The sequence below is a fragment of the Streptomyces spinoverrucosus genome (assembly GCF_015712165.1).
Taxonomy (GTDB): domain Bacteria; phylum Actinomycetota; class Actinomycetes; order Streptomycetales; family Streptomycetaceae; genus Streptomyces; species Streptomyces spinoverrucosus_A.
The window spans coordinates 5,217,960-5,241,562 of sequence record NZ_JADPZX010000001.1 but is presented as its reverse complement, the minus strand read 5'-3'; the positions used below and the strand labels follow the sequence as shown (position 1 = coordinate 5,241,562).

The 23,603-nt window shown below is 70.0% G+C and carries 21 protein-coding genes; 13 read left to right on the top strand and 8 right to left on the bottom strand.

All coding sequences use genetic code 11. The annotated features are described in order from the left end of the window. Positions 1-15 precede the first annotated feature (15 nt). A complete protein-coding gene (locus I2W78_RS23850) occupies positions 16-1,020 on the top strand; it encodes a DNA-3-methyladenine glycosylase family protein (RefSeq protein WP_196462313.1) in 1,005 nt (334 codons plus the stop codon). 701 nt (positions 1,021-1,721) lie between these two features. Here the strand turns inward: I2W78_RS23850 and I2W78_RS23845 are convergent. Next, a complete protein-coding gene (locus I2W78_RS23845; RefSeq protein ID WP_196462312.1) occupies positions 1,722-2,804 on the bottom strand; it encodes a nucleotidyltransferase family protein in 1,083 nt (360 codons plus the stop codon). A 128-nt stretch (positions 2,805-2,932) separates the two neighbouring features. Then, the gene (locus I2W78_RS23840; RefSeq protein ID WP_230885565.1) at positions 2,933-4,327 is read right to left on the bottom strand and encodes a peptidoglycan recognition protein family protein; all 1,395 of its coding nucleotides are present in this window, start codon (positions 4,325-4,327) and stop codon (positions 2,933-2,935) included. Between the two features lie 128 nt (positions 4,328-4,455). Here I2W78_RS23840 and I2W78_RS23835 point away from each other — a divergent pair, with 128 nt between their 5' ends. The 4 genes from I2W78_RS23835 to I2W78_RS23820 all read left to right on the top strand — a co-directional run bounded on the left by I2W78_RS23835 (position 4,456) and on the right by I2W78_RS23820 (position 10,881). Beyond that, on the top strand, positions 4,456-5,211 hold the full coding sequence (locus tag I2W78_RS23835; RefSeq protein ID WP_196462310.1) for a TIGR03089 family protein: 756 nt from the start codon (positions 4,456-4,458) through the stop codon (positions 5,209-5,211). Positions 5,212-5,889: 678 nt separating this feature from the next. Then, the gene (locus I2W78_RS23830; RefSeq protein ID WP_196462309.1) at positions 5,890-7,137 is read left to right on the top strand and encodes an LCP family protein; all 1,248 of its coding nucleotides are present in this window, start codon (positions 5,890-5,892) and stop codon (positions 7,135-7,137) included. Positions 7,138-7,383: 246 nt separating this feature from the next. Then, complete coding sequence (locus tag I2W78_RS23825) at positions 7,384-9,123, top strand: LCP family protein (RefSeq protein WP_196462308.1); 1,740 nt, start codon at positions 7,384-7,386, stop codon at positions 9,121-9,123. A 93-nt stretch (positions 9,124-9,216) separates the two neighbouring features. Then, the gene (locus I2W78_RS23820) at positions 9,217-10,881 is read left to right on the top strand and encodes an LCP family protein (protein ID WP_196462307.1); all 1,665 of its coding nucleotides are present in this window, start codon (positions 9,217-9,219) and stop codon (positions 10,879-10,881) included. Positions 10,882-10,902: 21 nt separating this feature from the next. Here the strand turns inward: I2W78_RS23820 and I2W78_RS23815 are convergent, their stop codons facing one another. Then, complete coding sequence (locus I2W78_RS23815; RefSeq protein ID WP_196462306.1) at positions 10,903-11,937, bottom strand: glycosyltransferase family 2 protein; 1,035 nt, start codon at positions 11,935-11,937, stop codon at positions 10,903-10,905. Between the two features lie 138 nt (positions 11,938-12,075). Here I2W78_RS23815 and I2W78_RS23810 point away from each other — a divergent pair, with 138 nt between their 5' ends. Continuing rightward, on the top strand, positions 12,076-13,539 hold the full coding sequence (locus tag I2W78_RS23810; RefSeq protein WP_196462305.1) for an LCP family protein: 1,464 nt from the start codon (positions 12,076-12,078) through the stop codon (positions 13,537-13,539). Positions 13,540-13,639: 100 nt separating this feature from the next. Then, positions 13,640-13,990, top strand: coding sequence for a four-helix bundle copper-binding protein (locus tag I2W78_RS23805; protein ID WP_196462304.1), 351 nt, complete (start codon positions 13,640-13,642; stop codon positions 13,988-13,990). Positions 13,991-14,015: 25 nt separating this feature from the next. Here I2W78_RS23805 and I2W78_RS23800 read toward each other — a convergent pair whose 3' ends face one another. Both I2W78_RS23800 and I2W78_RS23795 read right to left on the bottom strand, forming a co-directional pair. After that, positions 14,016-14,639: an HAD family hydrolase gene (locus I2W78_RS23800; protein ID WP_196462303.1), complete on the bottom strand. Its 624-nt coding sequence runs from the start codon at positions 14,637-14,639 to the stop codon at positions 14,016-14,018. Continuing rightward, positions 14,632-15,915, bottom strand: coding sequence for an LCP family protein (locus I2W78_RS23795; protein ID WP_196462302.1), 1,284 nt, complete (start codon positions 15,913-15,915; stop codon positions 14,632-14,634). Before I2W78_RS23795 ends, I2W78_RS23800 begins: the two co-directional genes overlap by 8 nt. A gap of 119 nt (positions 15,916-16,034) precedes the next feature. Here I2W78_RS23795 and I2W78_RS23790 point away from each other — a divergent pair, with 119 nt between their 5' ends. The 5 genes from I2W78_RS23790 to I2W78_RS23770 all read left to right on the top strand — a co-directional run bounded on the left by I2W78_RS23790 (position 16,035) and on the right by I2W78_RS23770 (position 20,097). Next, entirely contained in the window at positions 16,035-16,601 is a 567-nt protein-coding gene (locus tag I2W78_RS23790; protein WP_196462301.1) for an acyl-CoA thioesterase, read from the top strand. A 152-nt stretch (positions 16,602-16,753) separates the two neighbouring features. Beyond that, positions 16,754-16,963, top strand: coding sequence for a hypothetical protein (locus I2W78_RS23785; RefSeq protein WP_196462300.1), 210 nt, complete (start codon positions 16,754-16,756; stop codon positions 16,961-16,963). Beyond that, positions 16,947-17,468, top strand: a complete 522-nt coding sequence (locus I2W78_RS23780) for a DUF6879 family protein (RefSeq protein ID WP_196462299.1) — start codon at positions 16,947-16,949, stop codon at positions 17,466-17,468. The genes I2W78_RS23785 and I2W78_RS23780 overlap by 17 nt, the downstream gene beginning before the upstream one ends. Next, complete coding sequence (locus I2W78_RS23775; protein WP_196462298.1) at positions 17,465-18,295, top strand: helix-turn-helix domain-containing protein; 831 nt, start codon at positions 17,465-17,467, stop codon at positions 18,293-18,295. Before I2W78_RS23780 ends, I2W78_RS23775 begins: the two co-directional genes overlap by 4 nt. A gap of 686 nt (positions 18,296-18,981) precedes the next feature. After that, entirely contained in the window at positions 18,982-20,097 is a 1,116-nt protein-coding gene (locus I2W78_RS23770; RefSeq protein WP_196462297.1) for a dipeptidase, read from the top strand. Positions 20,098-20,186: 89 nt separating this feature from the next. Here I2W78_RS23770 and I2W78_RS23765 read toward each other — a convergent pair whose 3' ends face one another. From I2W78_RS23765 to I2W78_RS23755, 3 genes are all read right to left on the bottom strand, one after another. Continuing rightward, a complete protein-coding gene (locus I2W78_RS23765) occupies positions 20,187-20,579 on the bottom strand; it encodes a VOC family protein (RefSeq protein WP_196462296.1) in 393 nt (130 codons plus the stop codon). A 16-nt stretch (positions 20,580-20,595) separates the two neighbouring features. Continuing rightward, positions 20,596-20,814, bottom strand: a complete 219-nt coding sequence (locus I2W78_RS23760; RefSeq protein ID WP_230886536.1) for a VOC family protein — start codon at positions 20,812-20,814, stop codon at positions 20,596-20,598. Between the two features lie 61 nt (positions 20,815-20,875). Then, positions 20,876-22,219 (bottom strand): UDP-glucose dehydrogenase family protein, encoded by a 1,344-nt coding sequence (locus I2W78_RS23755; RefSeq protein WP_196462295.1) that lies wholly within the window; start codon positions 22,217-22,219, stop codon positions 20,876-20,878. A gap of 184 nt (positions 22,220-22,403) precedes the next feature. Here I2W78_RS23755 and I2W78_RS23750 point away from each other — a divergent pair, with 184 nt between their 5' ends. Then, a complete protein-coding gene (locus I2W78_RS23750) occupies positions 22,404-23,561 on the top strand; it encodes an acyl-CoA dehydrogenase (protein ID WP_196462294.1) in 1,158 nt (385 codons plus the stop codon). The last annotated feature ends 42 nt before the right edge of the window (positions 23,562-23,603 follow it).

Below are 23,603 nucleotides of genomic sequence, written 5' to 3'. Positions count from 1 at the left end.
CCCGGGATCACATTCGTGGCAGGACGTTTCGCTCCCCGGCCCACGCGTACGACGGTGCGCGGCGGGGAGGTCGCCGTACCCGCGGGCGTGCCGCGCCAGGTGGCACGGACGGCCGGCCGGGTCCGGACCTGGGCACCGGACGGACCACTGGACCTCGGACTCGTGCTCGGCCCGTTGCGGCGAGGCCCGGGGGATCCGACCTTCCGGACAACTCCGGACGGGTCGGTATGGCGCGCGTGCCTCACGCCGGCCGGACCGGGCACATTGCGGGTGTCGGCGCAGTCCGGGCAGATCCGGGGCGAGGCATGGGGCCCCGGCGCGCAATGGCTCCTCGACCAGCTCCCTGACCTCCTCGGAGCCTCGGACGACCCTTCCCTCTTCGCGCCCCGCCACCGCATCGTCGCTCTGGCCCGGCATCGGCGGCCCGGCTTGCGGCTGACGCGGAGCGGGCTGGTCCTGGAGTCCCTGATTCCGTCGATCCTGGAGCAGAAGGTCACGACCGACGAGGCGTATCGGGCGTGGCGATTGCTCGTACGGAAGTTCGGCGAGCCGGCGCCGGGCCCGGTGCAAGGCCGGATGTATGTAATGCCGGCGCCACGGACCTGGGCCCTGATCCCTTCCTGGGAGTGGCACCGGGCCGGCGTCGACGACAAACGGGCGTCTACGATCCTGCGGGCGGTACGGGTCGCTGCGCGGCTGGAGCAAGCGGTGGCGATGGAACCCGGGGCTGCTCGTGCCCGGTTGGAACTCGTGCCGGGCGTGGGGCCATGGACGTCGGCGGAGACCATCCAACGCAGCCACGGAGCTCCGGACGAGGTGACCGTGGGGGATCTGCATCTGCCGGGGATCGTAGGGTGGGCGCTGGCCGGGGACCGGGATGCGGACGACTCCGTGATGCTGTCCCTGCTGGAGCCCTACGCCGGGCAACGGCACCGCGCGGCTCGCCTGATCCTGCTGAGCGGGAGGGTACCGCCGAGACGGGCCCCGCGAATGCCTCGCGGAGACATCGGCCTGCTGTAAACGGCCCGGCGCAACAAGGCCCCGCCAGCTGCAGCCAAGCCCGGCACGTCACGCAGCCCGGCGCAACGGGTGCCACCCACGCCCACCCGCCCGCACCAGCGGGGCACGACTACCCGCAGCTACGCGCGCTGCAACCGACCCGAAGGGCGTCACGAAACCCAGCGCAACGGGTGCCACCCACGCCCACCCGCCCGCACCAGCGGGGCACGACTACCCGCAGCTACGCGCGCTGCAACCGACCCGCAGGACGTTACGCAGCCCGGCGCTGCGGGGTGCCGCCCGCGCCCACCCGTGCCGCCCTAGGCGGCACGACTGCCCGCGACTGAGCGGCACCAGGTGCCCGCGACTGAGCGGCACCAGTTGCCCGCGACTGAGCGGCACCAGTTGCCCGCGGCTGAGCGGCACCAGTTGCCCGCGACTGAGCGGCACCAGTTGCCCGCGGCAGGGCGGCGCCGCGGCCCCGCAGCCAGGAGGCATGTGCGGCAGCCACCACAGCGATAGCCGCACTCGCGTACGCACGGAAGGGGCCGTGTCGGGGGGTGTCCGCCCGCAGCGGTTGGCGCGTCAACCCGGCTGCGTTGGTGAGTGACCGATTCCGCGCCGTTCCGAGGACGGACACCCCCCGACACGGCCCCGCCCCACCACCCCGCAGATGGCGCTACCGCAACCCGCACCCACCCGAGCAGGCCGCCGCAGGCCCCCTACTGATCCGACGAGAACCGCACCGCACCCCCCGGAATCCGAGCATCGCACCACACCCGCGCCCCATCGCGGAGCTCATTGTCGGGCCCCACCACCGCCCCGTCCCCGATAACCGCGCCGGTCAGCACGGACCGCTGCCCGACCCGAGCCCGCGTACCTATGAGCGAGTCCGTGATGACCGCGCCCGGCTCGATCACCGCCCCCGGCAGAATCGTGCTCCCGAAGACCCGCGCCCCCTCCGCCACGAACGCCCCCTCGCCCACCACCGTGCCGCCGGCCAGTTTCGCGTCCGGCGCCACCCTCGCCGTAGGCAGCACCAGTCGGTCACCACACCGCCCCGGCACCGCCGGAGACGGCGCCCGCCCCAGCACCAGGTCCGCCGACCCACGCACGAACGCCGCCGGCGTACCCAGGTCCAGCCAGTACGTGGAGTCGACCATCCCCTGCAGATGTGCCCCCGCCGACAACAGATCCGGAAACGTCTCCCGCTCCACCGACACCGGCCGGCCCACCGGAATCGCGTCGATGACCGACCGCCGGAACACGTACGCCCCCGCGTTGATCTGATCAGTGACGATCTCCTCCGGCGTCTGCGGCTTCTCCAGGAACGCCGTCACCCGCCCCGTCCCGTCCGTCGGCACCAGCCCGTACGCCCGAGGGTCCGTCACCTGCGTCAGATGCAGGGACACATCCGCCCCCACCGACTCGTGCGTCCGCACCAACGCCCTGATGTCCAGCCCCGTCAGAATGTCCCCGTTGAAGACGAGCACCGGATCGTCAGGACCGGAGTGCAGCCGCGACGCCACGTTCCGGATCGCCCCGCCCGTACCGAGCGGCTCCTCCTCCGTGACGTACTCGATGTGCAGCCCCAGGGACGAGCCGTCCCCGAAGTACGGCTCGAAGACCTCCGCCAGATAGGACGTGGCGAGCACGATGTGCTCCACCCCCGCCGCCCTCGCCCGCGCCAACTGATGCGTGAGGAACGGCACCCCCGCCGCCCTGACCATGGGCTTGGGCGTGTGCACCGTGAGTGGGCGCAGCCGGGTGCCCTTGCCGCCGACCAGGAGGATCGCTTCTGTCACCTGTCGTCTCTGCTTCCTGCCGGGACCGGCCGAACTCTCTTTCGGCCGGCCAGTGTATGCAGACCGTTGTCCGGTGCCTTCGACGGCAGTACGCCCCACCGAAAGCCCCCCGCCACACCTCCCGACCCTCAGGGCCGCCCCTGGAGACGTGACGCATCCGACCGGACGGATCCGAGCTTGCCGTACAGAAGCCGTCCTGGGCAGTCCGTCAGGAAACCGTCCTTGTGACCGGAGATCACATTGAGTCGCACATTCGTACCCTTTTTATAGAGGTTGCCTCCTCCGGACTTCAGATATGTCTTGCCCCCCGGATCGCCTCCGAAGAGACCCAGCTTCCAGGCCGCCAACTGCCCGATGGCCTTCACCGTCGTCGCAGGCGGTGAGGCGGTGTTGAACGTGCCGAGAGCGGCGATCCCCATGCTGTCGTTGTTGAAACCGAGCGTGTGCGCCCCCATGACCGCCTTCGCCGCGCCCCCCGCACGCCCCTCGTAGATGTTTCCGCACTTGTCTACGAGGAAGTTGTAGCCGATGTCCCGCCAGCCGTTGCTCACGACGTGGTAGCGGTAGATACCGCGAATGACGGACGGGGCCTGCGCGCAGGTGTAGTTGTTCCCGGTCGCCGTGTGGTGCACGAAGGCCGCCTTGACCTGCTTCGTGTAGAGGAAACCCTTCTCCCGCAGACTCTCGTCCGCACCCCACCCGTGCCGCGTGGTGATGCGCGGTCGCGGGCCGATGTACGGCTGGGCCATCTGCTCCGCCGTCATGTCGGCGGCGCGCAGCACGAACAGCTCGTCCTCGGTGTCCGCCCGGCCCAACGCCGGGATCTCCGTGGCACCGAGTGGCGCGAGCAGGACGTTGGCCTCCGAGGCGGCGGCCGTTTCGGCACTGAGCGGGCCGGTGAGCGGGGGGTCGTCGTCGGTACGGCGGGCGGCGGTTGCGCCGGTGGCCGCCGGGCCGGGGTCCACGAGTTCGAGGCGGAGGCCGGAGGGAAGCGGCGCGGCCGTACGCGCGGAGCTCTCGGGCTGGACCCGCACCTCCACGCCGTCCGAGTCCCCCACCCACAACGGCGCCGTGGCGCCACGGAGGCGGCCGGAGGAGCTTTCGGGTGTGCCCGGGTCGGGGCCGTGGTCGGCGTTGTGGGTCTCCAGGTCCTGCCAGCCGGACCAGGCGCCGGTGCCGGCCGCGCGGGTACGGACCTGGACGCGGCCGTGGAGTTCGGTGTCGGGGTCGTCCCAGACGACGCCGAGGAGCGAGAACGGCCGTACGTCCCGAGGGGACAGCCCCTGCGCGCCCGACGCGCGGTCACCGGCCAGCGGGACCAGCGGGAGCGACTGGGTGCTGCCGGGGACATCGGACCGGTCGGAACGGTCGGAACGGTCGGCGGCGGCCTTCGCCCCCGCTCCGGCCCCCGCTCCCGCACTCGGTGCCGGTAACGCGTTCGCCATGGTCGTGGGCAGGGTCAGCGGTAGGGCGAGGGCGGCCGCACAGGTCACGCCGATGGAGGAAGCAAGGAATCCACGCATACCCCCGATAGTGGACATAGCGATACAGGTCTGTCCATCGGGGAATTGACACGCTGTCGGGGCGGATTCGCCCGATCCGGTGGCCCGGCCACTCGATGCGCCCCGGCCGCGCGCGTACGCTTGCGCAGGTGAACGCCACCGATCGCACCGCTGCCGACCTGCTGCGTTCCGCGCTCGCCGCGGACCCCGCGCGCCCCCTGGTCACCTTCTACGACGACGCCACCGGAGAACGGGTCGAACTGTCCGTGGCCACCTTCGCCAATTGGGTGGCCAAGACGGCGAACTTGATCCAGGACGGGCTGTCGGCCGAACCCGGCGACCGGGTGGCGCTGTTGCTGCCCGCGCACTGGCAGACGGCGGTGTGGCTGCTGGCATGTTCGTCGGTGGGCGTGCTCGCCGACATGGACGGCGATCCGGCGCGGGCGGACTTCGTGGTGGCCGGGCCCGGTCGGTTCGAGGACGGGCTCGCCTGCCGCGGCGAGCGGTACGCGCTGTCGCTGGCCCCGCTGGGGCGGCGCTTCCCCTCACCGCCGGAGGGCTACGCCGACTACGCGGTGGACGTGCCCAGTCACGGCGACCGGTTCGCGCCGTACGCGCCGGTGGACCCGGAGGCGCCGGCGTTGATCGTGGCCGGGGCGGAGTACACCGGGGCCGAGGTCGTGGAGCGGGCGGCGGCCGACGCGCCCGGGCTGGATCTGACGGGGCCCGGTTCGCGGCTCCTGTCCGCACTGCCGTACGACACCTGGGAGGGCCTCAGCGCCGGGCTGTACGCGCCGCTCGCCATCGGGGGGTCCGTGGTGCTGTGCCGGAACCTGGACCGACTGGACGGAGAGTCCCTGGCCAAGCGCATCGAGGCCGAGCGCGTCACGGCAACGGCCCGGTAGGCCCGCCGAACCACCCTCCCGAACCGGGCACCCGACCCTCCGGCCCCACCCGCCAGACCAGCCCCCAGAAGCCCGACACCCAAACCCCCGGCCCCCCTCACCGAACCACCCTCCCGAAACCGACGCCCCAATCCCCGCCCACCCCTCAGACCAACCCCCGAAAACCCAACGCCCCCAAACCCCGGGCCCCACCTGCCGAACCACCCCCGAAACCCGACACCCCACACCCCGGGCCCCACCCGCCGAACCACCCCCCGAAACCGACGCCCCAAACCCCCGCCCACCCCTCAGACCAACCCCCGAAAACCCAACGCCCCCAAACCCCCGGCCCCACCCGCCGAACCACCCCCCGAAACCCGACACCCCAAACCCCCGGCCCCACCCGCCGAACCACCCCGAACCACCCTCCCGAACCCCAACGCCCCAACCCCCCGCCCCACCTCTCAGACCCCCCGAAACCCAACGCCCCCACACCCCCGGCCCCACTCACCGAACCACCCTCCCGAAACCCCGGCACCCGCCCCCCACCTCACCCGTTCAGCCCACCCCCACCCGCGCCCGCATCCCATCCGGGTCATGGTCGTAACAGCAGTAAGGGCAGCGCACGACACGCTCGGACCGTTCGTACACGCTCGTACTCCATGAGGGGTGGATTCCGTCGTGAGGGACACCGCAGGCATGCCATCCGGGGGTCCGGACGACAACACGCCGGCGGGGGTTTCCGGGTCGGGCGCCGGGGCGTCGGCGACCGGCGACGGGCTCATACGCCGGCGCCGGCGGCGCCTCATGCGGTGCGGCACGGCGGGGGTCGCGGGGATCGTCGCGGCCGCGCTGGCCGCCGGGTGGATCGTGTACACCGAGCTCGACGGGAACATCACGCCCGACGAGGCCGCGGCAGCCGAACTCGCGCGCTACGAACGGGAGCGGCCCACCGCGCTGGTGCGGGGCGCGCAGAACATCCTGCTCATCGGGTCGGACACACGGGCGGGGAAGGCGAACCGCAAGTACGGGCGGGACACCGGGACCGAGCGGTCCGACACCACCATCCTGCTGCACCTGTCGGCCGGGCGCGGCAGCGCCACCGCCGTCTCGATCCCCCGCGACCTGATGGTGGACGTCCCGAGCTGCCGCCGCCCGGACGGCAGCCGCACCGACCCGGTGTTCGCGATGTTCAACTACGCCTACGAGACGGGCGGTTCGGCCTGCACGATCCGCACCGTCGAGCGGATGACGGACATCCGGATCGACCATCACGTGGTCGTCGACTTCAGCGGATTCAAGAAGCTGGTCGACGCCGTCGACGGCGTACGGATCTGCCTGGCCGAGCCGATCGTCGACAAGGAGGCCAAGCTGCGGCTGCCCGCGGGCGAGGTGACGCTCGACGGCGAGCAGGCCCTCGGCTACGTCCGCGCCCGCAAGTCCCTCGGCAACGGCAGCGACACCGACCGGATGGAGCGCCAGCAGCGATTCCTCGCGGCCCTGGTGCAGAAGCTGCGCAGCAACGACGTACTGCTGAACCCCGTGAAGCTGTATCCCGTCCTGGACGCGGCCACGTCGTCGCTCACCACGGACCCGGGACTGGCAAGTCTGCGTGGTTTGTACGACCTTGTCCGCGGCCTGCGTGCCATTCCCACGGAACGTGTGCAGTTCCTGACGGTGCCGCGGGAGTCGTACGCACGCAATGCCAATCGCGACCAGCTGATGGAGCCCGAAGCCGAGCGGCTCTTCGAGCGGTTGCGCGCCGACGCCCCGGTGGAGGTCTCCGGGAAGACCGTGCTGGATTTCAGCGAAAGCGCGTACGACGGGAGCGGGGGTGCGGATTCGCAGTCGAACGGTTACGGGGAGTACGCCCATTCCATCCTGTCCCCGGTTTCCCCGGCACCCACGTTCAGCGGGAAGACCGCCGCCGACAACGGCTGCCGGTAAAGCGCGCGCCAAGTCGGCGAACTTTCGTTCTGGGAAATGGGCGGATTGCCCAGTTGTAGGGACGTGGAATTTGTCACCGTCGTCGCTTGACGCTGAACTGGCCGGATAGTGTGAGCGCTTCGGTGCGTCCGTCCCCCGGCCACGCAGTCCCTTTCCGGGGTCGCGCACTGTGTACGAGGTTTGTACGAGACCGAGCGCCTCAAGGGGGAAGGCGCCGCGTGGCCCCGACGGAGGATTCAGACAACCGTGGACGCGCAAGGCCGTGGGCGGGCGGAGAACATCGATCCCGCAGACCAGTGGGTACTCAATCCGAACACCGGCGAATACGAACTGCGACTGAGCCCTTCCGCACCGCAGTCGACCGTTCCCGGCCCGCGCAGAGCGGGATCCCGTGGCTCCGGTGGAGCACCCCGCGCCCGTACGTCGGCCCCCGGCCGCGCGAAGCAGGACGCCCCGGGCCCTGAGGTCCCGGCCCAGCGCAGGCGGCGCGGCGCGCCCGCCGAACCCCCGCCCGGACGACGCGGCCGTCGGCCCGCGAAGAAGGCGAAGGCGAAGAAGGCCGTGCTGTGGACCGGCGGCACCATGGCCTTCGTCGTCCTCGCGGCCGCGGGTGCCGGATACCTCTATATCGAGCACCTCAACGACAACATCACCTCCGTCGCCGACGACGGTGCCAGCACCGGTGGCTTCCAGAAGGACAAGGCCATCAACATCCTGCTGATCGGCACCGACAAGCGCACCGGCGCGGGCAACGAGTCCTACGGCGACGCGGGCAGCCCCGGCCACGCGGACACCACGATCCTGCTGCACGTCTCCAAGGACCGCTCCAACGCCACCGCGCTCAGCATCCCCCGCGACCTCATCGTGGACATCCCGGACTGCCCGACCACGCAGGAGGACGGCAGCACCGAGGTGATCCCGGGCTCGACGGGCGTCCGTTTCAACACCAGCCTCGGCCAGGACGGACGTACGCCGTCCTGCACCATGCGCACGGTGACCGAGCTGACCGGGATTCAGCCGGACAACTTCATGGTCGCCGACTTCAACGCGGTCAAGACGCTGACCACGGCGGTCGAAGGAGTCGAGGTGTGCCTGGCCAAGGACATCAACGACCCCGACTCCAAGCTCAACCTGCCGGCCGGCACGCACACCATCGAGGGCGAGCAGGCGCTCGCGTACGTCCGTACCCGGCACTCGGTGGGCACCGGCGGCGACCTGAGCCGGATCAACCTCCAGCAGCAGTTCCTCAGCGCGCTGATGCGCAAGCTGAAGTCCAACGAAACGCTCACCAACCCGTCGAAGATGCTGAAGCTGGCCGAGGCGGGCACCAAGGCGCTGACCGTCGACTCGCAGCTGGACAGCATCGGCAAGCTCAAGGACCTCGGTCTGGAGCTGGGCAAGCTCGACACCAAGAACCTGACGTTCACCACCGTGCCGGTCATCGACAACCCGGCGGAGACGGTGAAGGCCACGGTCGTGCCCAACCCGACGACGGCACCGCAGGTCTTCCAGATGATCAAGGAGGACATCTCCTTCACCGAGGTCAAGGAGCAGAAGGCGAAGGAGGCGGCCGCGGTGGCCGCCCGGCTCAAGGGCAGCAAGGCCGACCCGTCCGAGGTGCGGGTGCAGATCCTCAACGGGGGCGCCCCGGCGGGCAGCGCGCAGGAGACCCTCAGCTGGCTGCAGAACGACGAGGGTGTCACCAAGTCCGAAAACGCGGGCAACGCCGACGAGGAACTGAGCAAGACCACCCTGGAGTACGCGCCCGAGCAGGCGGACCAGGCCCGCAGGCTGGCCGACATCATGGGCCTGTCCGGGTCCGCGATGAAGCCCGGCGAGAGCGTCGAGAACTCGCAGGGCCTGCCCACGATGACGCTGACGCTGGGCAAGGACTTCAAGGGCGCCGGTGTGTCGCTCACCGCTCCCACGAAGGCGCCGGAGGGCGTCGAGAAGTCCACGGCCGACAAGGTCGAGTGCGCCAAGTAGTGGATTGGGGGGTAACCCAACGGGTCCCTCGCGCGTCTGACTTGTCGCGGGGCTGACCCGTGTGTGCAGGCGCAGGGGTGGGAGGGCAGGCAGGTGGCGCAGAGCAGTGTGCGCGGGGACGTGCCGGCGGTGGAGGACACGACGTCCCCCGCCACGCGGACCGAGGAGGCCACGGACAGGACGGAGGCCCGCGGGCGGCACGGCGGCGGTGGGCGGCGCGGGGGGCGCCGCGGCACCGCACGGCGGCCGCGCAGGCGGCGGGCGCTGCGCTGGTCGGCGACGGTGCTGTCGGTGGTGATACTCGGCACCGCGGGCGCGGGCTACCTCTACTACCAGCACCTCAACGGCAACCTGGAGACCGGTCGGCGCAGCGGCGGTGACTCCAAGGCCGAGAAGCCCCAGCCGAACGCGGCCGGGCAGACGCCGCTGAACATCCTGCTGATCGGCTCCGACAGCCGGAACACGGCGGAGAACGTGAAGCTCGGCGGTTCCAGGAGCAGCGTCGGCAACAAGCCGCTCGCGGACGTGCAGATGCTGGTCCACCTCTCGGCGGACCGCAAGAACGCGTCGGTGGTGAGCATTCCGCGCGACACCCGCGTCGACATACCCGCGTGCACGGACCTGGAGACCGGCGACACCTACCCGGCGACCAACCGCATCATCAACGAGTCCCTCGCCCGTGGCGGCGCCGGCTGCACGCTGACCACCTGGGAGAACCTCACCGGGGTCTACATCGACCACTGGATGATGATCGACTTCGCGGGTGTGGTGAGCATGGCCGACGCGGTCGGCGGCGTCGAGGTCTGTGTGGAGCAGAACGTGTGGGACCGCCCCCTGCCCGGCGTGCCCGGCGGCTCCGGGCTGAAGCTGAAGGAGGGCAGGCAGAAGGTGCAGGGCAAGGAGGCGCTGCAGTGGCTGCGCACCCGGCACGCCTTCTACAGCGACGTGGGCCGGGCCAAGGCCCAGCACATGTACATGAACTCGATGATCCGCACTCTGAAGCAGCAGAACGCCTTCACGGACACCGGTCGGCTGACGGCCCTCGCCGAGGCGGCCACGAAGGCGCTGAAGGTCTCGGAGGAGATCGGTACGGTCAAGCAGCTGTACGACCTCGCCATGCAGCTGAAGACGGTGCCGACGAACCGCATCACCATGACGACCATGCCGACGGACACCGACCCGCAGAACGCCAACCATCTGGTGCCGGCCGGGGCGGACGCCGAGAAGATCTGGTCGATGGTCCGGGACGACGTGGCCTTCGACAAGAACGGCAAGCCGTCCTCGAAGAAGCCCGGAAGCACGGACGAGAGCAAGGAGAAGTCGTCCGGCGATCCCGCCGCCGCCGACTCCGAGATCGGGGTGCTGGTGCAGAACGGCACCCGGTCCGACGCCGAGGGCGCGGTCGACGGGCGGGCGAGCGCTCTCGCCGGCGCGCTGGTGGAGAAGGGCTTCGCGCGGGCGGCGGCGGACACGACGACCGCGCCGTCCGTGGAGAAGACCGTCGTCCGCTACCCGAGCGCCGAGCTGGAGGGTGACGCCCAGCGGGTCGCCAAGTCCCTTGGGATACCGACGAGTTCGGTGCAGAAGTCGACCGATGTCACGGGGGTCACGCTGGTCGTGGGCGCCGACTGGCGCACCGGTACGACGTACCCGAAGCAGCAGGCGCCACAGGCCGGGGACGTGCCGGAGTCGGCGGGCGCGATCAACGGGTCGGACCGCAGCCAGTGCATGGACGTGTACGAGCCCTACCGCTGGTAGGGCCCGCCCTCTGCAAGACGCTTACGCGGTGGCCGAGTCCCGCACGGCCGGCCGCCGCGACGCGATGACCCGCCTCGCCAGGGACCTGGGGCTGGTCAGGAAGCCGTACCCCCACGACATGTGCATCGTGGCGAGGGCGAGGGGGATCTGGAGCCGGGCCTTCAGGGGCAGGCCCTTGCCCGCCGGTACGGAGCCGAGGGCGATCGCCGCCAGATAGCCGCCGGGGATCACGAACCCCCACGGCGTGAGCGCGGCGCCCACGACCAGCCCGGCCGCGATCGCGCACACGGCGGTCGGCGGGGCGAGGTAGCGCAGGTTGATGGACCCGGCGTGGTAGCGGGCGACGACGTGCCGCCAGCGGCCGTAGTCCTTGTACTGCTTGGCCAGCGCCCGCACCGAAGGCCGGGGCCGGTACGACACCTTCAGCTCGGGCGAGAACCAGATCAGCCCGCCCGCCTCGCGGATCCGGAAGTTCAGCTCCCAGTCCTGGGCGCGGATGAACTCCTCGTTGTACCCGCCCTGCTGTTCGAGGGCCGCGCGGCGGAAGACGCCGAGGTACACGGTCTCGGCGGGCGCCGCCTGTCCGCCGGTGTGGAACGCGGCGTTGCCGACGCCGATCTTCGAGGTCATCGCCGCGGCGACGGCGTGCTCCCAGTCGTTCTCGCCCTCGGCGTGCATGATGCCGCCGACGTTCTGCGCGCCGGTCTCCTCCAGCAGCCGTACGGCGGTCGCGATGTAGTTCGGGGAGAGCATGCCGTGGCCGTCGACGCGGACCACGATCGGGTGCCGGGAGGCCTTGATCGCTGCGTTCAGCGCGGCGGGGGTCCGGCCGGTGGGGTTCGGGACCGTGTGCACGCGGGGGTCCTCGGCGACCAGCTCGGCGGCGATCTCGTCCGTGCGGTCCGTGGACGGGCCGAGGGCGATCACGACCTCCATCTCGCCGGCGTACTCCTGGGCGAGGATCGCGTGGACGGCGCCGCGCAGATGCCGCTCCTCATTGAGGACGGGCATGATCACGGACACGGCGGGGAGCTGCACGTCGGGCTTCGCGTTCATAGGGGGCTCACGTTACCGCGAACGGGGGACAGCGAGACGCCCCGCCCGTGGCGGTGCACCGGGCCACAGATCGTATGGGCCTACGGTGCTGATGATCCCACGTACGGCCGCAGCGCCCGCTCCAGCGGAGGTTTTTCCATGCCCGCCTCGCCGCCTCGGTCCCCGGCCCGTCCGCAGCGCCGCCCGCAGCCCCGCCCGGCGGTACGCCCGCCCGTACGGCGGAAAAAGCCGCGGTGGGCCATGCGGGCGATCACCACGCTGTCCGTGGTGATCCTCGCCTCGGCAGGGATCGGGCACGCGGTGGTCACCAGCCTGGACGCGGGCATCGCCCGGGTCGACCCGTTCAAGGACATGAAGAACCGGCCGCGCGCCGGGCACGGCATGAACGTACTGCTGGTCGGCACCGACGGCCGGGACAAGATCTCCCAGGCCGAGCGGCGCAAGTACCGCCTCGGCGGGGCGCCCTGCCACTGCACCGACACGATCATGATCGTGCACATCTCGGAGGACCGGGAGCGGGCCAGCGTGGTGAGCCTGCCGCGCGACTCCTACGCCGAGCTGCCCGCGCACATCGACGGCACCACCGGCAAGCGGCACGCGGCGCATCCGGTCAAGCTGAACGCGGCGTACTCGGAGGGCGGGCCGCAGCTGACCGTGCGGACGGTCGAGCACATGACACGCGTGAAGATCGACCACTATCTGGAGATCGACTTCACCAGCTTCATGCGGACGGTGGACGTGCTCGGCGGTGTGAAGATCTGCACCGCCCGCCCGCTGAAGGACTCCCACACCGGCCTGAACCTCCCCGCCGGCACGCACCGGCTCTCGGGCGGCCAGGCCCTGCAGTACGTCCGCGCCCGGTACGTCGACGGGGCGTCGGACCTCGGCCGGATGCAGCGCCAGCAGCACTTCCTGGCCGCGCTGATCGACCAGTCGACGTCGTCCGGGGTGCTGCTGAACCCGATGAAGTTCCGGGACGTGACACGGGCGGTGCTGGGCTCCGTACGCGCCGACAAGGGCTTCGGCACGGAGGAACTGCTGGACCTGGGCCGGGCGATGCGCAACTTCTCCCCGTCCTCCTCGGAGTTCGCGACGGTCCCCATCGGCCAGATGGGATACGCCGTGAAGGGCATCGGTTCGACCCTGAAGTGGGACCCCGTCAGGTCCGGCCGCCTCTTCCAGTCCCTGCGCGACGACAAGCCGCTGGCCGCCCATCGCCCCAGGGACACCTCGGTGCGCGTCGACGTGGCACCCCAGCAGATCCGCGTCCAGGTCCAGAACGGCACACCGACCCCGGGCCTCGGCCGCCGCGCGGACGCCGCCCTGGCGGCCATGGGCTTCAGCACCACCCGCCGGCCGACGAACGCCGCCACCAAGTCCGTACGCCGGACGGTCGTCGCCTACGACCCCCGCTGGGACCGCTCCGCGAAGTCCCTCGCGGCGGCCCTGCCCGGCAGCGAACTGCGACCGGTCAGGGGGCAGGGCGCGACACTCAAGGTGATCGTCGGCACGGACTACCGGCAGGTACGGAAGGTGAAGGCGAGGGATGTGCGGGAGGGGGAGTTCGGGGTGGTGCGGGGGGACGAGGTGAAGTGCTCGTAGATCGTTCGTGTCCGCCCGGATGGCGCGGCTCGGCGGGGAGGCGTACGACGGAAGGGCATGGGGTTCGACCACGGACCCCTTCCACCCCCCAGGAGGAGCCATGACCCAGCCCGGAACCATGACCGCGATGAGTAAGGCGATGCAGGACTGCGTGCAGGCCTGCATGTCCTGCCACTCCGTGTGCGAGGAGACCATGAGCTCCTGCATGCAGATGGGCGGGCAGGCCCAGATGCAGATCATGCGGGCACTGATGGACTGTTCCGAGATGACCCGCATGTGCGCGGACATGATGATGCGCCGCTCGCCGATGTCGGCCGAGATGTGCGCGATGTGCGCCAAGGCGTGTGACATGTGCGCCGAGGCGAGTATGTCCATGCCCGACGACCAGCAGATGATGCGCTGCGCCGAGGCCTGTCGCCGCTGCGCCGAGGCGTGTCGCGCGGTGGCGTGACCCCGCCGACGGGCCCTGGCGTCGCTCAGAGCAGCGGCGCCAGGGCCCGTTCCAGGTCGGCGGGTTCACGGAAGTGGACGGTCGCCATGCCGAGCGCGGCCGCCGCCCGAACGTTCTCCAGGGTGTCGTCCACGAACAGGCACCGGTCGAGCGGTACGCCCGTCAGGCCGGCGGCGATGCGGTAGATCCGCGGGTCCGGCTTGACCAGCCCGACCCGGGCGCTGCTGACGACGTGGTCGGCGAGATCGGACAGGCCGAGCGAGTCGAGGTCCGTCTCCAGGGTCACCGAGGCGTTGCTGACCAGGACCAGCGGCATCAGGGCCCGGATGCGGCGCAGTAGCGACACCACCGTCTCGTCGGCGTGGAAGGGCGCCTCGGCGAGCGCGTTGGCCAGTTCGAACGCCACCGCCTGCGGCGCGAGTCCGGCGAAGCCCGCCACGATCGCCTCGACCCACTCCCGCATGCCGATCCGGCCCAGCATCAGCGGCAAATCGGTCTCCGGTGCGAACGCCACCTTCATCGTGATGCCCTCGGCCAGCCCGGCGGCCCGCTCCAGGGCGGTCACCTCGGAGGCGTCGTAGAACCGGATCACGTTGTCGACATCGCAGAGCACCGCGTCGAAGGGCCGCCCGCCCCGGGTCTCAGTCACCCGAGACCGTGACCGTCTCGTCGTTCTTCAGCTGCTCGACGAGCGTCTTCACCTTGTCCTTGTCCCACAGCAGGTTGCCGCCGGAGCTGCCCGCGAGGGGCATGTTCATCGACTTGCCGTCGCCGCCGCTGACGCCCTTCATCGCCCAGAACATGTCCGCCAGGTCGAACAGGCCCATGTCCTTGTCGACGATCAGGGAGTCCAGGCCCGCCCCCATGGTCGGGTACAGCTTGAACGGGTTGAGGATCGTGCTCGGCGTGGCCACCTGGTTGGCGAGCGCGGAGAGGAACTTCTGCTGGTTCTTCGTGCGGTCCAGGTCGGAGCCGGCCAGCGCGTAGCGGGTGCGGACGAAGGCGAGGGCCTGCTGGCCGTCGAGGGTCTGCTTGCCTTTCTTCAGGTCCGCGCCGGACTTGGAGTCCTTGATGTCCTGCGGGATGTCCATCTCGACCCCGCCGACCGCGTCCACGATGTTCGCGAAACCGGCGAAACCGATCTCGACGTAGTGGTCGATGTGCAGTCCGGTGTTGAACTCGACGGTACGGACCAGCAGTTCGGGCCCGTCCTCGGCGTACGCCGCGTTCAGCTTCACGTGCCGGCCGGTGCCCTGGTACGTCTTGCCGGACTCGGAGCCGACGAACGTCGGGATCTCCACGTCCGAGTCGCGCGGCAGGGAGATCAGCGTCGGGGCGCCGCCGCCGGTGTGCAGGATCATCATCGAGTCCGTGCGCTTGCCCTCGGAGGACCCGGTGTGCAGTTCCTTCTTCTGCTCGTCGGTCATGCCCTCACGGCTGTCGGAGCCGACGATCAGGTAGTTCGTGCCCTCGCCCGCCTCCGGGCGGTCGATCACCTTCGACAGGTCGACCTCGCGCTTGAGCTTGGAGTCGGCCCAGAAGTACGTCCCTACGAGGGTGACCACCAGCACGGTCACCACCGTGATCGAGATCACCTTGATACGGCGCCGCCAGTTCGGCGCGGGCCGCGGCGCACGCCCGCCGTAGCCGTCGCCGGGTCCGCCGGGGCCCCGGCCGCCCGGGCTGCCGTAGACCTGGCCGGTGTTGTAGCCGCTGTCGTAACCGTCGTATCCCTGTCCGTCGACATACGACGGCTGCTGCGGAACTCCGTACGGCGGTACGGCCTGGCCGCCGCCGGGCGGTGCCGTCGGGCCGCGCCGCACCTGGCGCATCACGCGGGCGCCATCAGGCTGCGCGCCTGCGCTGCCGCGTCCGTACCTGGTGCCGCGGTTGTCGTCGGACCATCCCTGGGGCCAGTCATTCATGCGCCCCAGTGTGCAGGGCGCGGATGTGTGCCTTACAAGGTTCGGCGGAAAATCACAGCGGTGCTGTTGCGAAGCCGACACAAAATCCACGGCCTCCACCTCGGCATAAGGTGGAGGCCATGACAGACCAGGCCAGCGCCCCGGAGCCGGAAACCCCGGACACTCCGGACATCCCGGGTAAGCCCACCTCCGCGTCCCGGACCACTCTCAGCCACATCATGACCCACAACCACACGAACCTCCTGGGCACCGTGCACGGTGGCGTGATCATGAAACTGGTCGACGACGCGGCGGGCGCGGTGGCCGGCCGGCACAGCGGCGGTCCCGCCGTCACCGCGTCCATGGACGAGATGGCGTTCCTGGAACCGGTCCGCGTCGGTGACCTGGTCCACGTCAAGGCTCAGGTCAACTGGACCGGCCGGACCTCGATGGAGGTCGGCGTCCGGGTCCTGGCCGAGCGCTGGAACGAGTCCGCCCCGCCCACCCAGGTCGGCTCCGCCTACCTCGTCTTCGCCGCGGTCGACGCCGACGGCAAGCCCCGCCGGGTCCCGCCGATCATACCGGAGACGGAGCGCGACAAGCGCCGCTACCAGGAGGCCCAGATCCGCCGCACCCACCGCCTGGCCCGCCGCCGGGCGATCATGGAGCTGCGGGAGAAGCGGGCGGCGGAGGGGTTCGAGGACTGACGCGCGCGACCGCACATCGCTGCCGGCTTGCATGAATACCAAGATCATTTATGCCGGAACGGGAATATTTCCCGGTCGGCATAGACGAGGGGCGATGCGCTCCGTAGCGTCGTCGGGCGGGTCCCAACCGGGGCCAGACGAGAGGGGGCACCATGGCGCGCAGCGAACTGACGCGACTGACGGGCAGCTTGAACGGGCCCGACTGCGACGATGACGACTGCCCGAACGTCTACCGCACGGCTGACGGCTCCATCGTTGTCCAGGGGAACCTGTCCAACGCCTTCCAGCCGCCGGAGGGTGAGGCCCTGGTGGAAATCCCGGAAGCAGTACTCAGGGAGGCTGTGCGTGCTCTTGGATGGTGACGACTGGCGCAGGACGTTCGACGCGTACGAGCGTGAGGCATGGCGCTTCGAGGCCCAGCCCACCTACGCCATGCCCAGGGAGGCTGAGAACGTCGCTCGCTTCCTTCGCGGGGAGCCGAAGCCCGTTGACCACAATGCGCGGTGGCAGGAGCGCGTGCGCGGCTTCGTGGCGTCGGGGCGCACCATCGGGCGAGTAAGGATCGTTCGGCAGCCTTTGACGGACTACCAGCGATACCAATTCGCATGGGGAATTCCCGGCAACATCGAGGCCGGGGAAGACATCCGCATTCTGGACATAACCCGGGATGACTACGGCCTCCCCCTCTCAGGTGCCGACTGGTGGATGTTCGATGAGTCCAGAATCGTCCACTTGAATTACCGGCCGGACGGGACGCAGATCAATCGAGAGTTGTTCACGGGCGACATCACTCCTTACCTGGAGTGGAAGCGCGACGCCCTGGCTCACTCCGTACCGTTCGCTGAGTACGTGAAAGAAGCCGAGTGACATTCGAGCCTGAACAGCTAGGCCAGTCCAGGACTGACCTGGCAGAAAAGCTCCGCGAACTGCGCAAGCGAGCCGGTTTCACAGGGGACCGGCTCGCTCGGCGTTGCAACATGTCTCAGAGCCAGATCAGTAAGTTCGAGACAGGCAAGAAGACCCCGAAGATCGTGGACGTTGAGCGTATCCTTCAAGCGCTTGATGCTCCGCCTCAAATCGTGGCGGAGATTACGGCTCTCGCGCGCCTCGTGAATACCGAGTGGCAGGACAAGCGCTCTTCCTGGCGTCGCGGTATGGAGAAGCGGCAGGCGGAGTTGGCTTCACTGGAGTCCGAGGCTACGGAGCTTAGGTACTTCCTGCCCTCCATGATTACCGGTCTGCTAGCCACACCGGAGTTCATTCGCGCCAGCCTGAGTCACACGCCGGGCGATCCTTCCAAGACGGTGGCCCGCAAACTGGAGCGTCAGGCGGTCCTCTACGACACCTCCAAGTCATTTACCTTTCTCATTACCGAGCAGGCCGCAAGGTGGGCGATCGTTCCGGCCCCCGCTATGGCAATGCAGATCGACCGTCTCATATCACTGTCTCGGCTGCCGAATCTTCGCATCGGCGTCATACCGACCGGGACCGTCATGTCTCGCGGTCCCATGAACACGTTCACGGTCTATGACGGCCGGCTCGCCACGGTCGAGAACTTCACTGGCCGAATGGTCTTTCGGGATGCCCGTGACGTCTCCGAGCACCTGGCCGTGTTCTCACTCTTTGAAGGCCACGCCCACTTCGACGAAGAAGCAAGGATGCTGCTTCAGCAATGGGCAGAGGCTTACCGGTGATCTTTAGTCCAGAACGGGAATAACGCTCGGCGGAACCCTTCGCCCGGTAGATCATGGATACGTCATGAGCCGGGGAGGATTGATGGCGGATACGCAGAAGCCTCAAGGGTACGAGCTGATGGGACTGCCGCCGGAACCGAAAGCAGTACCTGGGTGCAGTGCCTGTCTCAGCATTTGTGTAAGCCGGGAGAATGCGCGATCCAGAGGCAACTTCAGCGCCACATCTGACGCAAACGTGGAACTGCGCCGACACCAGGACGAGGCGCACGCATCGTGAGCGGGGAAACCTACGCACAACTCTTCGCCGAACGGCCGTTGATGACGCTTCGGGTGTCACATGACTCCGGTCAGACGTGGGGTTCCGAGCGGGCCGTGTTCGCTACCGACGATCTCCCGCCCCTGATGACCACCCAGTGGCCGCCCTGCCAGTGCTGGCGTTGCATCGAACCCGGCAAGCGCTCAAGCCGCTGAGGCCAGTGGGGCCTAGTTCGTCCAGACGTGCGGCGGCCCCTGCACCGAGGGCTTGCAAGACCCTGGCCCGGATCGGCGAGGACGCCTGGGCCGCTGAACCGGCCCAGAGCTCGCCGGACCAGCCCTACCCCGAACGCCCCGCTCACCAGGAGCCCTCCGGCCGCCCGTGCGACGGTGACCGTACAGCGATCGCCCGCGCACGTATGGAGCCCGACATGGCCGATCTCCAGAACGACCTGCCCACTGAGGTCGGCGAGCTCGACGCCCTGTCCCTGGACCCCCCGTTCCCGGCGGGTCCGTACGCCCTCGTCGACGATGCGGACGCCGACCTGCTGGACCGTGCGCACGCCCTGCTCGCCGCCCACCCGGTCGCCGACGGCTACAGCGGGCTGCCGTGGGCACTGCGGCATCTGCCCTGGTACGACCTGGAGCTGGGCGAGATCGCCGTCGACACTGACGTCCCGCGGATGCGGCAGGGCCATGTCGGCGCGCTGTTCTGCTCGCTGCACCTGCCCGAGGGACTGGCCGCCGACCGGGCGGTCGCCGCGACCCTGGAGCAGCTGGACCTGGTCCGCACGGTGATCGGCAACCACCCCGAGGGCCTGCGCCTGGCCCGCACCGCCGGCCAGGTCGTCGACGCCCGCAACTGCGGCCGCACCGCCGTCCTGCTCGGCCCCGCCACCGCCGCCGCGCTCGACGACTCGGTGAGTCTCCTGCGCGTCCTGCACGCGCTCGGCCTGCGCATCCTGACCCTCACCGGCACCTCCTGGGCGAGCGAGGCGGGGCTGACCCGGTTCGGCGAGGAGGTCGTGCGCGAGATGAACCGCCTCGGTGTGCTCGCCGACCTCTCCGGCGCCTCCGAACGCACGATGGAACGCGTCCTCGCCGCCTCCAAGGCGCCCGTCCTGTGCACCCGCTCCGGCGCCCGCGCCCTGCGCCCCCACCCCGCCAACCTCCCCGACGACCTGCTGGCCGCGCTGGGCAGGGCGAACGGGCTGTGCCTGGTGCCGCTGACGGCGGAGCAGACCGGGCCGACGGTCCGGGACGTCGCCGACCACCTCGACCACGTCCGCACCGTCGCCGGGCCCGGCTGCGTGGGCCTGTCCGGCACCTACGACGCCGGCTGCGCCCATCCACAGGAGCTGACCGACGCCTCCTGCTACCCGCACCTCGTCGCCGAGCTGCTGCGACGGGGCTGGCCGAAGACCGACCTGGCGCTGCTGACCTGGGGAAACGTGCAGCGCGTACTGCGCACGGCGGACGTCACCGCCCGGGCGGCCCAGGAGCGACGCGAACCGTCGACGGCACGGATCGCGGAGCTGGACGGCTGATCAGGAAGAAGCAGGACGAAGGGCGACTCTCAATGTCAGGCGTGCTCGATCCGTCAGGTGTCCTTGGTCCGTCAGGCGTGCTCGCTCCGTCAGGCCTGTTCGACCCGGCAGAGACAGAACGGATGCCCCGCCGGGTCGGCGTACACCCGGAAGTCCTTGCTCTCGTAGTCCTCCGCGTCCAGCACCCGCGCGCCCAGCCCCAGCACCCGCTTCTCGGCCATGTCCACCCGCTCCCAGGTGGACCCGGCATCGAGGTCGATGTGGAACTGCTGGGCGTTGCGGTCGGCGCGCGGCCACTCCGGCGGCGTGTAACCGTCCACGCGCTGGAAGGCCAGCCGCGGACCGCCGGGGACCTGCAGGACGACCCAGTCGACGTCCGTGTCGTCCGGAGTCCCGCCCACGATCTCGGCGTAGAAGCGGGCGAGCGCGCGCGGGTCGGGGCAGTCGAGGACGACGGAATGGAAACGTGCCGCGGGTGCCATGGTGTTACCTCCCGGCTCAGCAGGCGCAGAGGCAGAACGGGTGCCCCGCCGGGTCGGCGTACACACGCCTACTGCGTGAGCGGTCCTCGGCGGCCGGCACCCGCGCGCCCGGCGCCGGCCCGCCCGCCTCGGCCGCGTCCAGGTCCTCGACCGTGAGATCCGGAACCGCCGCGAGCGCTCGGCGGACGGGCGCTTTGGCGGCGAAGGGCGCCTGAGGGACGCGCCGGTGGTGCAGAATGCGTGAAGACGTCGGTTCGGCCGACTGAGCCTCGGCCGAACCGGCGTCGCCGTGACGCTTATGCGGTGGGCCGCCCCATCGCCCGGTACGTCCACCCGGCCCGCCGCCACAGCTCCGGGTCGAGGGCGTTGCGGCCGTCCAGGATCACGCGCGACTTCACGACCTCGCCCAGCGCGGCCGGGTCCAGCTCGCGGAACTCCCGCCACTCCGTCAGGTGCAGCACGACGTCGGCGCCGCGCACCGCCGCCTCGGCGGAGTCGGCGTACCCGAGCGTCGGGAAGATCCGCCGGGCGTTGACCATGCCCTTCGGGTCGTACACCGTCACCTGGCCGCCCTGGAGGTGGATCTGCCCGGCGACGTTCAGCGCGGGCGAGTCGCGGACGTCGTCGGAGTCGGGCTTGAACGCGGCGCCGAGCACGGCCACCCGCTTGCCCAGGAAGGACCCGCCGCCGAGCGCCTCCCGCGTCATCTCCACCATCTGCCCGCGCCGCCGCATGTTGATCGAGTCGATCTCGCGCAGGAAGGTCAGCGCCTGGTCGGCGCCCAGCTCACCGGCGCGCGCCATGAACGCCCGGATGTCCTTCGGCAGACAGCCGCCGCCGAACCCGATCCCGGCCCGCAGGAACTTCTTCCCGATCCGGTCGTCGTACCCGATCGCCTCCGCCAGCTTCACCACGTCGCCACCCGCGGCCTCGCACACCTCGGCCATGGCGTTGATGAAGGAGATCTTGGTCGCGAGGAATGAGTTCGCGGAGGTCTTCACCAGCTCGGCGGTCGGGAAGTCGGTCACCACGAACGGCGCCCCGTCGGCGACCGGCGTCGCGTACACCTCGCGCAGCAGCTTCTCGGCCCGGTCGCCGCGCACGCCGACCACGATCCGGTCCGGGTGCAGGGTGTCCTGCACGGCGAAGCCCTCGCGCAGGAACTCCGGGTTCCAGGCCAGCTCGGCGTCCGCGCCGGCGGGCGCGTGCTCGGCGAGGTAGGCGGCGAGGCGGTCGGCGGAGCCGACGGGCACGGTCGACTTGCCGACGACCAGGGCGGGACCGGTCAGGTGCGGGGCGAGGGAGGCGAAGGCGGAGTCGACGTAACTCATGTCGCAGGCGTACTCGCCGTGCTTCTGCGGGGTGTTCACACAGACGAAGTGCACATCGCCGAACGCCGCCACCTCGGCGTAGTCCGTGGTGAACCGCAGCCGGCCACTGGACCCCTCGATCCCGGCGACGTGCTTGCGCAGCAGCTCCTCCAGCCCCGGCTCGTACATCGGGACCTCGCCGCGCCGGAGCATCTCGATCTTCTCCGGGACCACGTCGAGCCCCAGCACCTCGAACCCGAGTTCGGCCATGGCCGCGGCGTGCGTCGCGCCGAGGTATCCGGTACCGATCACGGTGATCTTGAGGGCCATGAGGGACTCCACTGGGTAGCGTCGGTAGTGCGGGGCCGAGCATAACCGTCGACCCTGACGGGCAACTTTCCCGCTGTCGTCAAGCTCACGTACCCCTGGCGTGGGCGGACCCCTAAAATTTGGGTTACTTAACGGTAATTAGCGCCAGCAGCATCACAGCGTCTTCCTTGGAGCGTGAGAGACCTTGGCCGGATCGGCTGACTTCGACCTGTACCGCCCGTCCGAGGAGCACGAGATGCTCCGCGACACCGTTCGCGCGCTGGCCGAGGCGAAGATCGCGCCGTACGCCGCCGCCGTGGACGAGGAGGCGCGCTTCCCGCAGGAGGCGCTGGACGCGCTGGTCGCCAATGACCTGCACGCGGTGCACGTGCCCGAGTCGTACGGCGGCGCGGGCGCGGACGCGCTGGCCACGGTGATCGTCATCGAGGAGGTGGCCCGCGTGTGCGCGTCCTCCTCCCTCATTCCCGCCGTGAACAAGCTGGGCTCGCTCCCGGTGATCCTCTCCGGCTCCGAGGCGCTGAAGAAGAAGTACATGACGCCGCTCGCCAAGGGCGACGGAATGTTCTCGTACTGCCTCTCCGAGCCGGAGGCGGGCTCCGACGCGGCCGGCATGAAGACGCGCGCGGTCCGCGACGGCGACCACTACGTCCTCAACGGCGTGAAGCGCTGGATCACCAACGCGGGCGTCTCCGAGTACTACACGGTGATGGCCGTGACGGACCCCGAGAAGCGCTCCAAGGGCATCTCGGCGTTCGTCGTCGAGAAGTCCGACGAGGGCGTCTCCTTCGGCGCTCCCGAGAAGAAGCTCGGCATCAAGGGCTCCCCGACCCGCGAGGTCTACCTCGACAACGTCCGCATCCCCGCCGACCGCATGATCGGCGAGGAGGGCACCGGCTTCGCCACGGCGATGCAGACCCTGGACCACACCCGCATCACCATCGCCGCCCAGGCCCTCGGCATCGCCCAGGGCGCCCTCGACTACGCCAAGGGTTACGTCAAGGAGCGCAAGCAGTTCGGCAAGCCGATCGCCGACTTCCAGGGCATCCAGTTCATGCTCGCCGACATGGCCATGAAGATCTCGGCCGCCCGCGCCCTGACCTACCAGGCCGCCGCCGCCTCCGAGCGCGGCGACGCCGACCTCACCTACCTGGGCGCGGCGGCGAAGTGCTTCGCCTCGGACGTGGCGATGGAGGTCACGACGGACGCGGTCCAGTTGCTGGGCGGCTACGGCTACACCCGCGACTACCCGGTCGAGCGCATGATGCGCGACGCCAAGATCACGCAGATTTATGAAGGCACGAACCAAGTTCAGCGGATCGTGATGGCAAGGAACCTGCCTTAGCAGGGTTTTTGCAGGTCAGCAACGCAGCCCCCGGGGTGATAC

Bases quoted from the DNA above. Each gene is read 5' to 3' on its own strand.
- I2W78_RS23795 (WP_196462302.1), bottom strand. From the start codon at position 15,915: ATGAATGACTGGCCCCAGGGATGGTCCGACGACAACCGCGGCACCAGG.
- I2W78_RS23815 (WP_196462306.1), bottom strand. From the start codon at position 11,937: ATGAACGCGAAGCCCGACGTGCAGCTCCCCGCCGTGTCCGTGATCATG.
- I2W78_RS23770 (WP_196462297.1), top strand. From the start codon at position 18,982: ATGGCCGATCTCCAGAACGACCTGCCCACTGAGGTCGGCGAGCTCGAC.
- I2W78_RS23805 (WP_196462304.1), top strand. From the start codon at position 13,640: ATGACCCAGCCCGGAACCATGACCGCGATGAGTAAGGCGATGCAGGAC.
- I2W78_RS23830 (WP_196462309.1), top strand. From the start codon at position 5,890: ATGCCATCCGGGGGTCCGGACGACAACACGCCGGCGGGGGTTTCCGGG.
- I2W78_RS23810 (WP_196462305.1), top strand. From the start codon at position 12,076: ATGCCCGCCTCGCCGCCTCGGTCCCCGGCCCGTCCGCAGCGCCGCCCG.
- I2W78_RS23755 (WP_196462295.1), bottom strand. From the start codon at position 22,219: ATGGCCCTCAAGATCACCGTGATCGGTACCGGATACCTCGGCGCGACG.
- I2W78_RS23790 (WP_196462301.1), top strand. From the start codon at position 16,035: ATGACAGACCAGGCCAGCGCCCCGGAGCCGGAAACCCCGGACACTCCG.
- I2W78_RS23765 (WP_196462296.1), bottom strand. From the start codon at position 20,579: ATGGCACCCGCGGCACGTTTCCATTCCGTCGTCCTCGACTGCCCCGAC.
- I2W78_RS23840 (WP_230885565.1), bottom strand. From the start codon at position 4,327: ATGCGTGGATTCCTTGCTTCCTCCATCGGCGTGACCTGTGCGGCCGCC.
- I2W78_RS23785 (WP_196462300.1), top strand. From the start codon at position 16,754: ATGGCGCGCAGCGAACTGACGCGACTGACGGGCAGCTTGAACGGGCCC.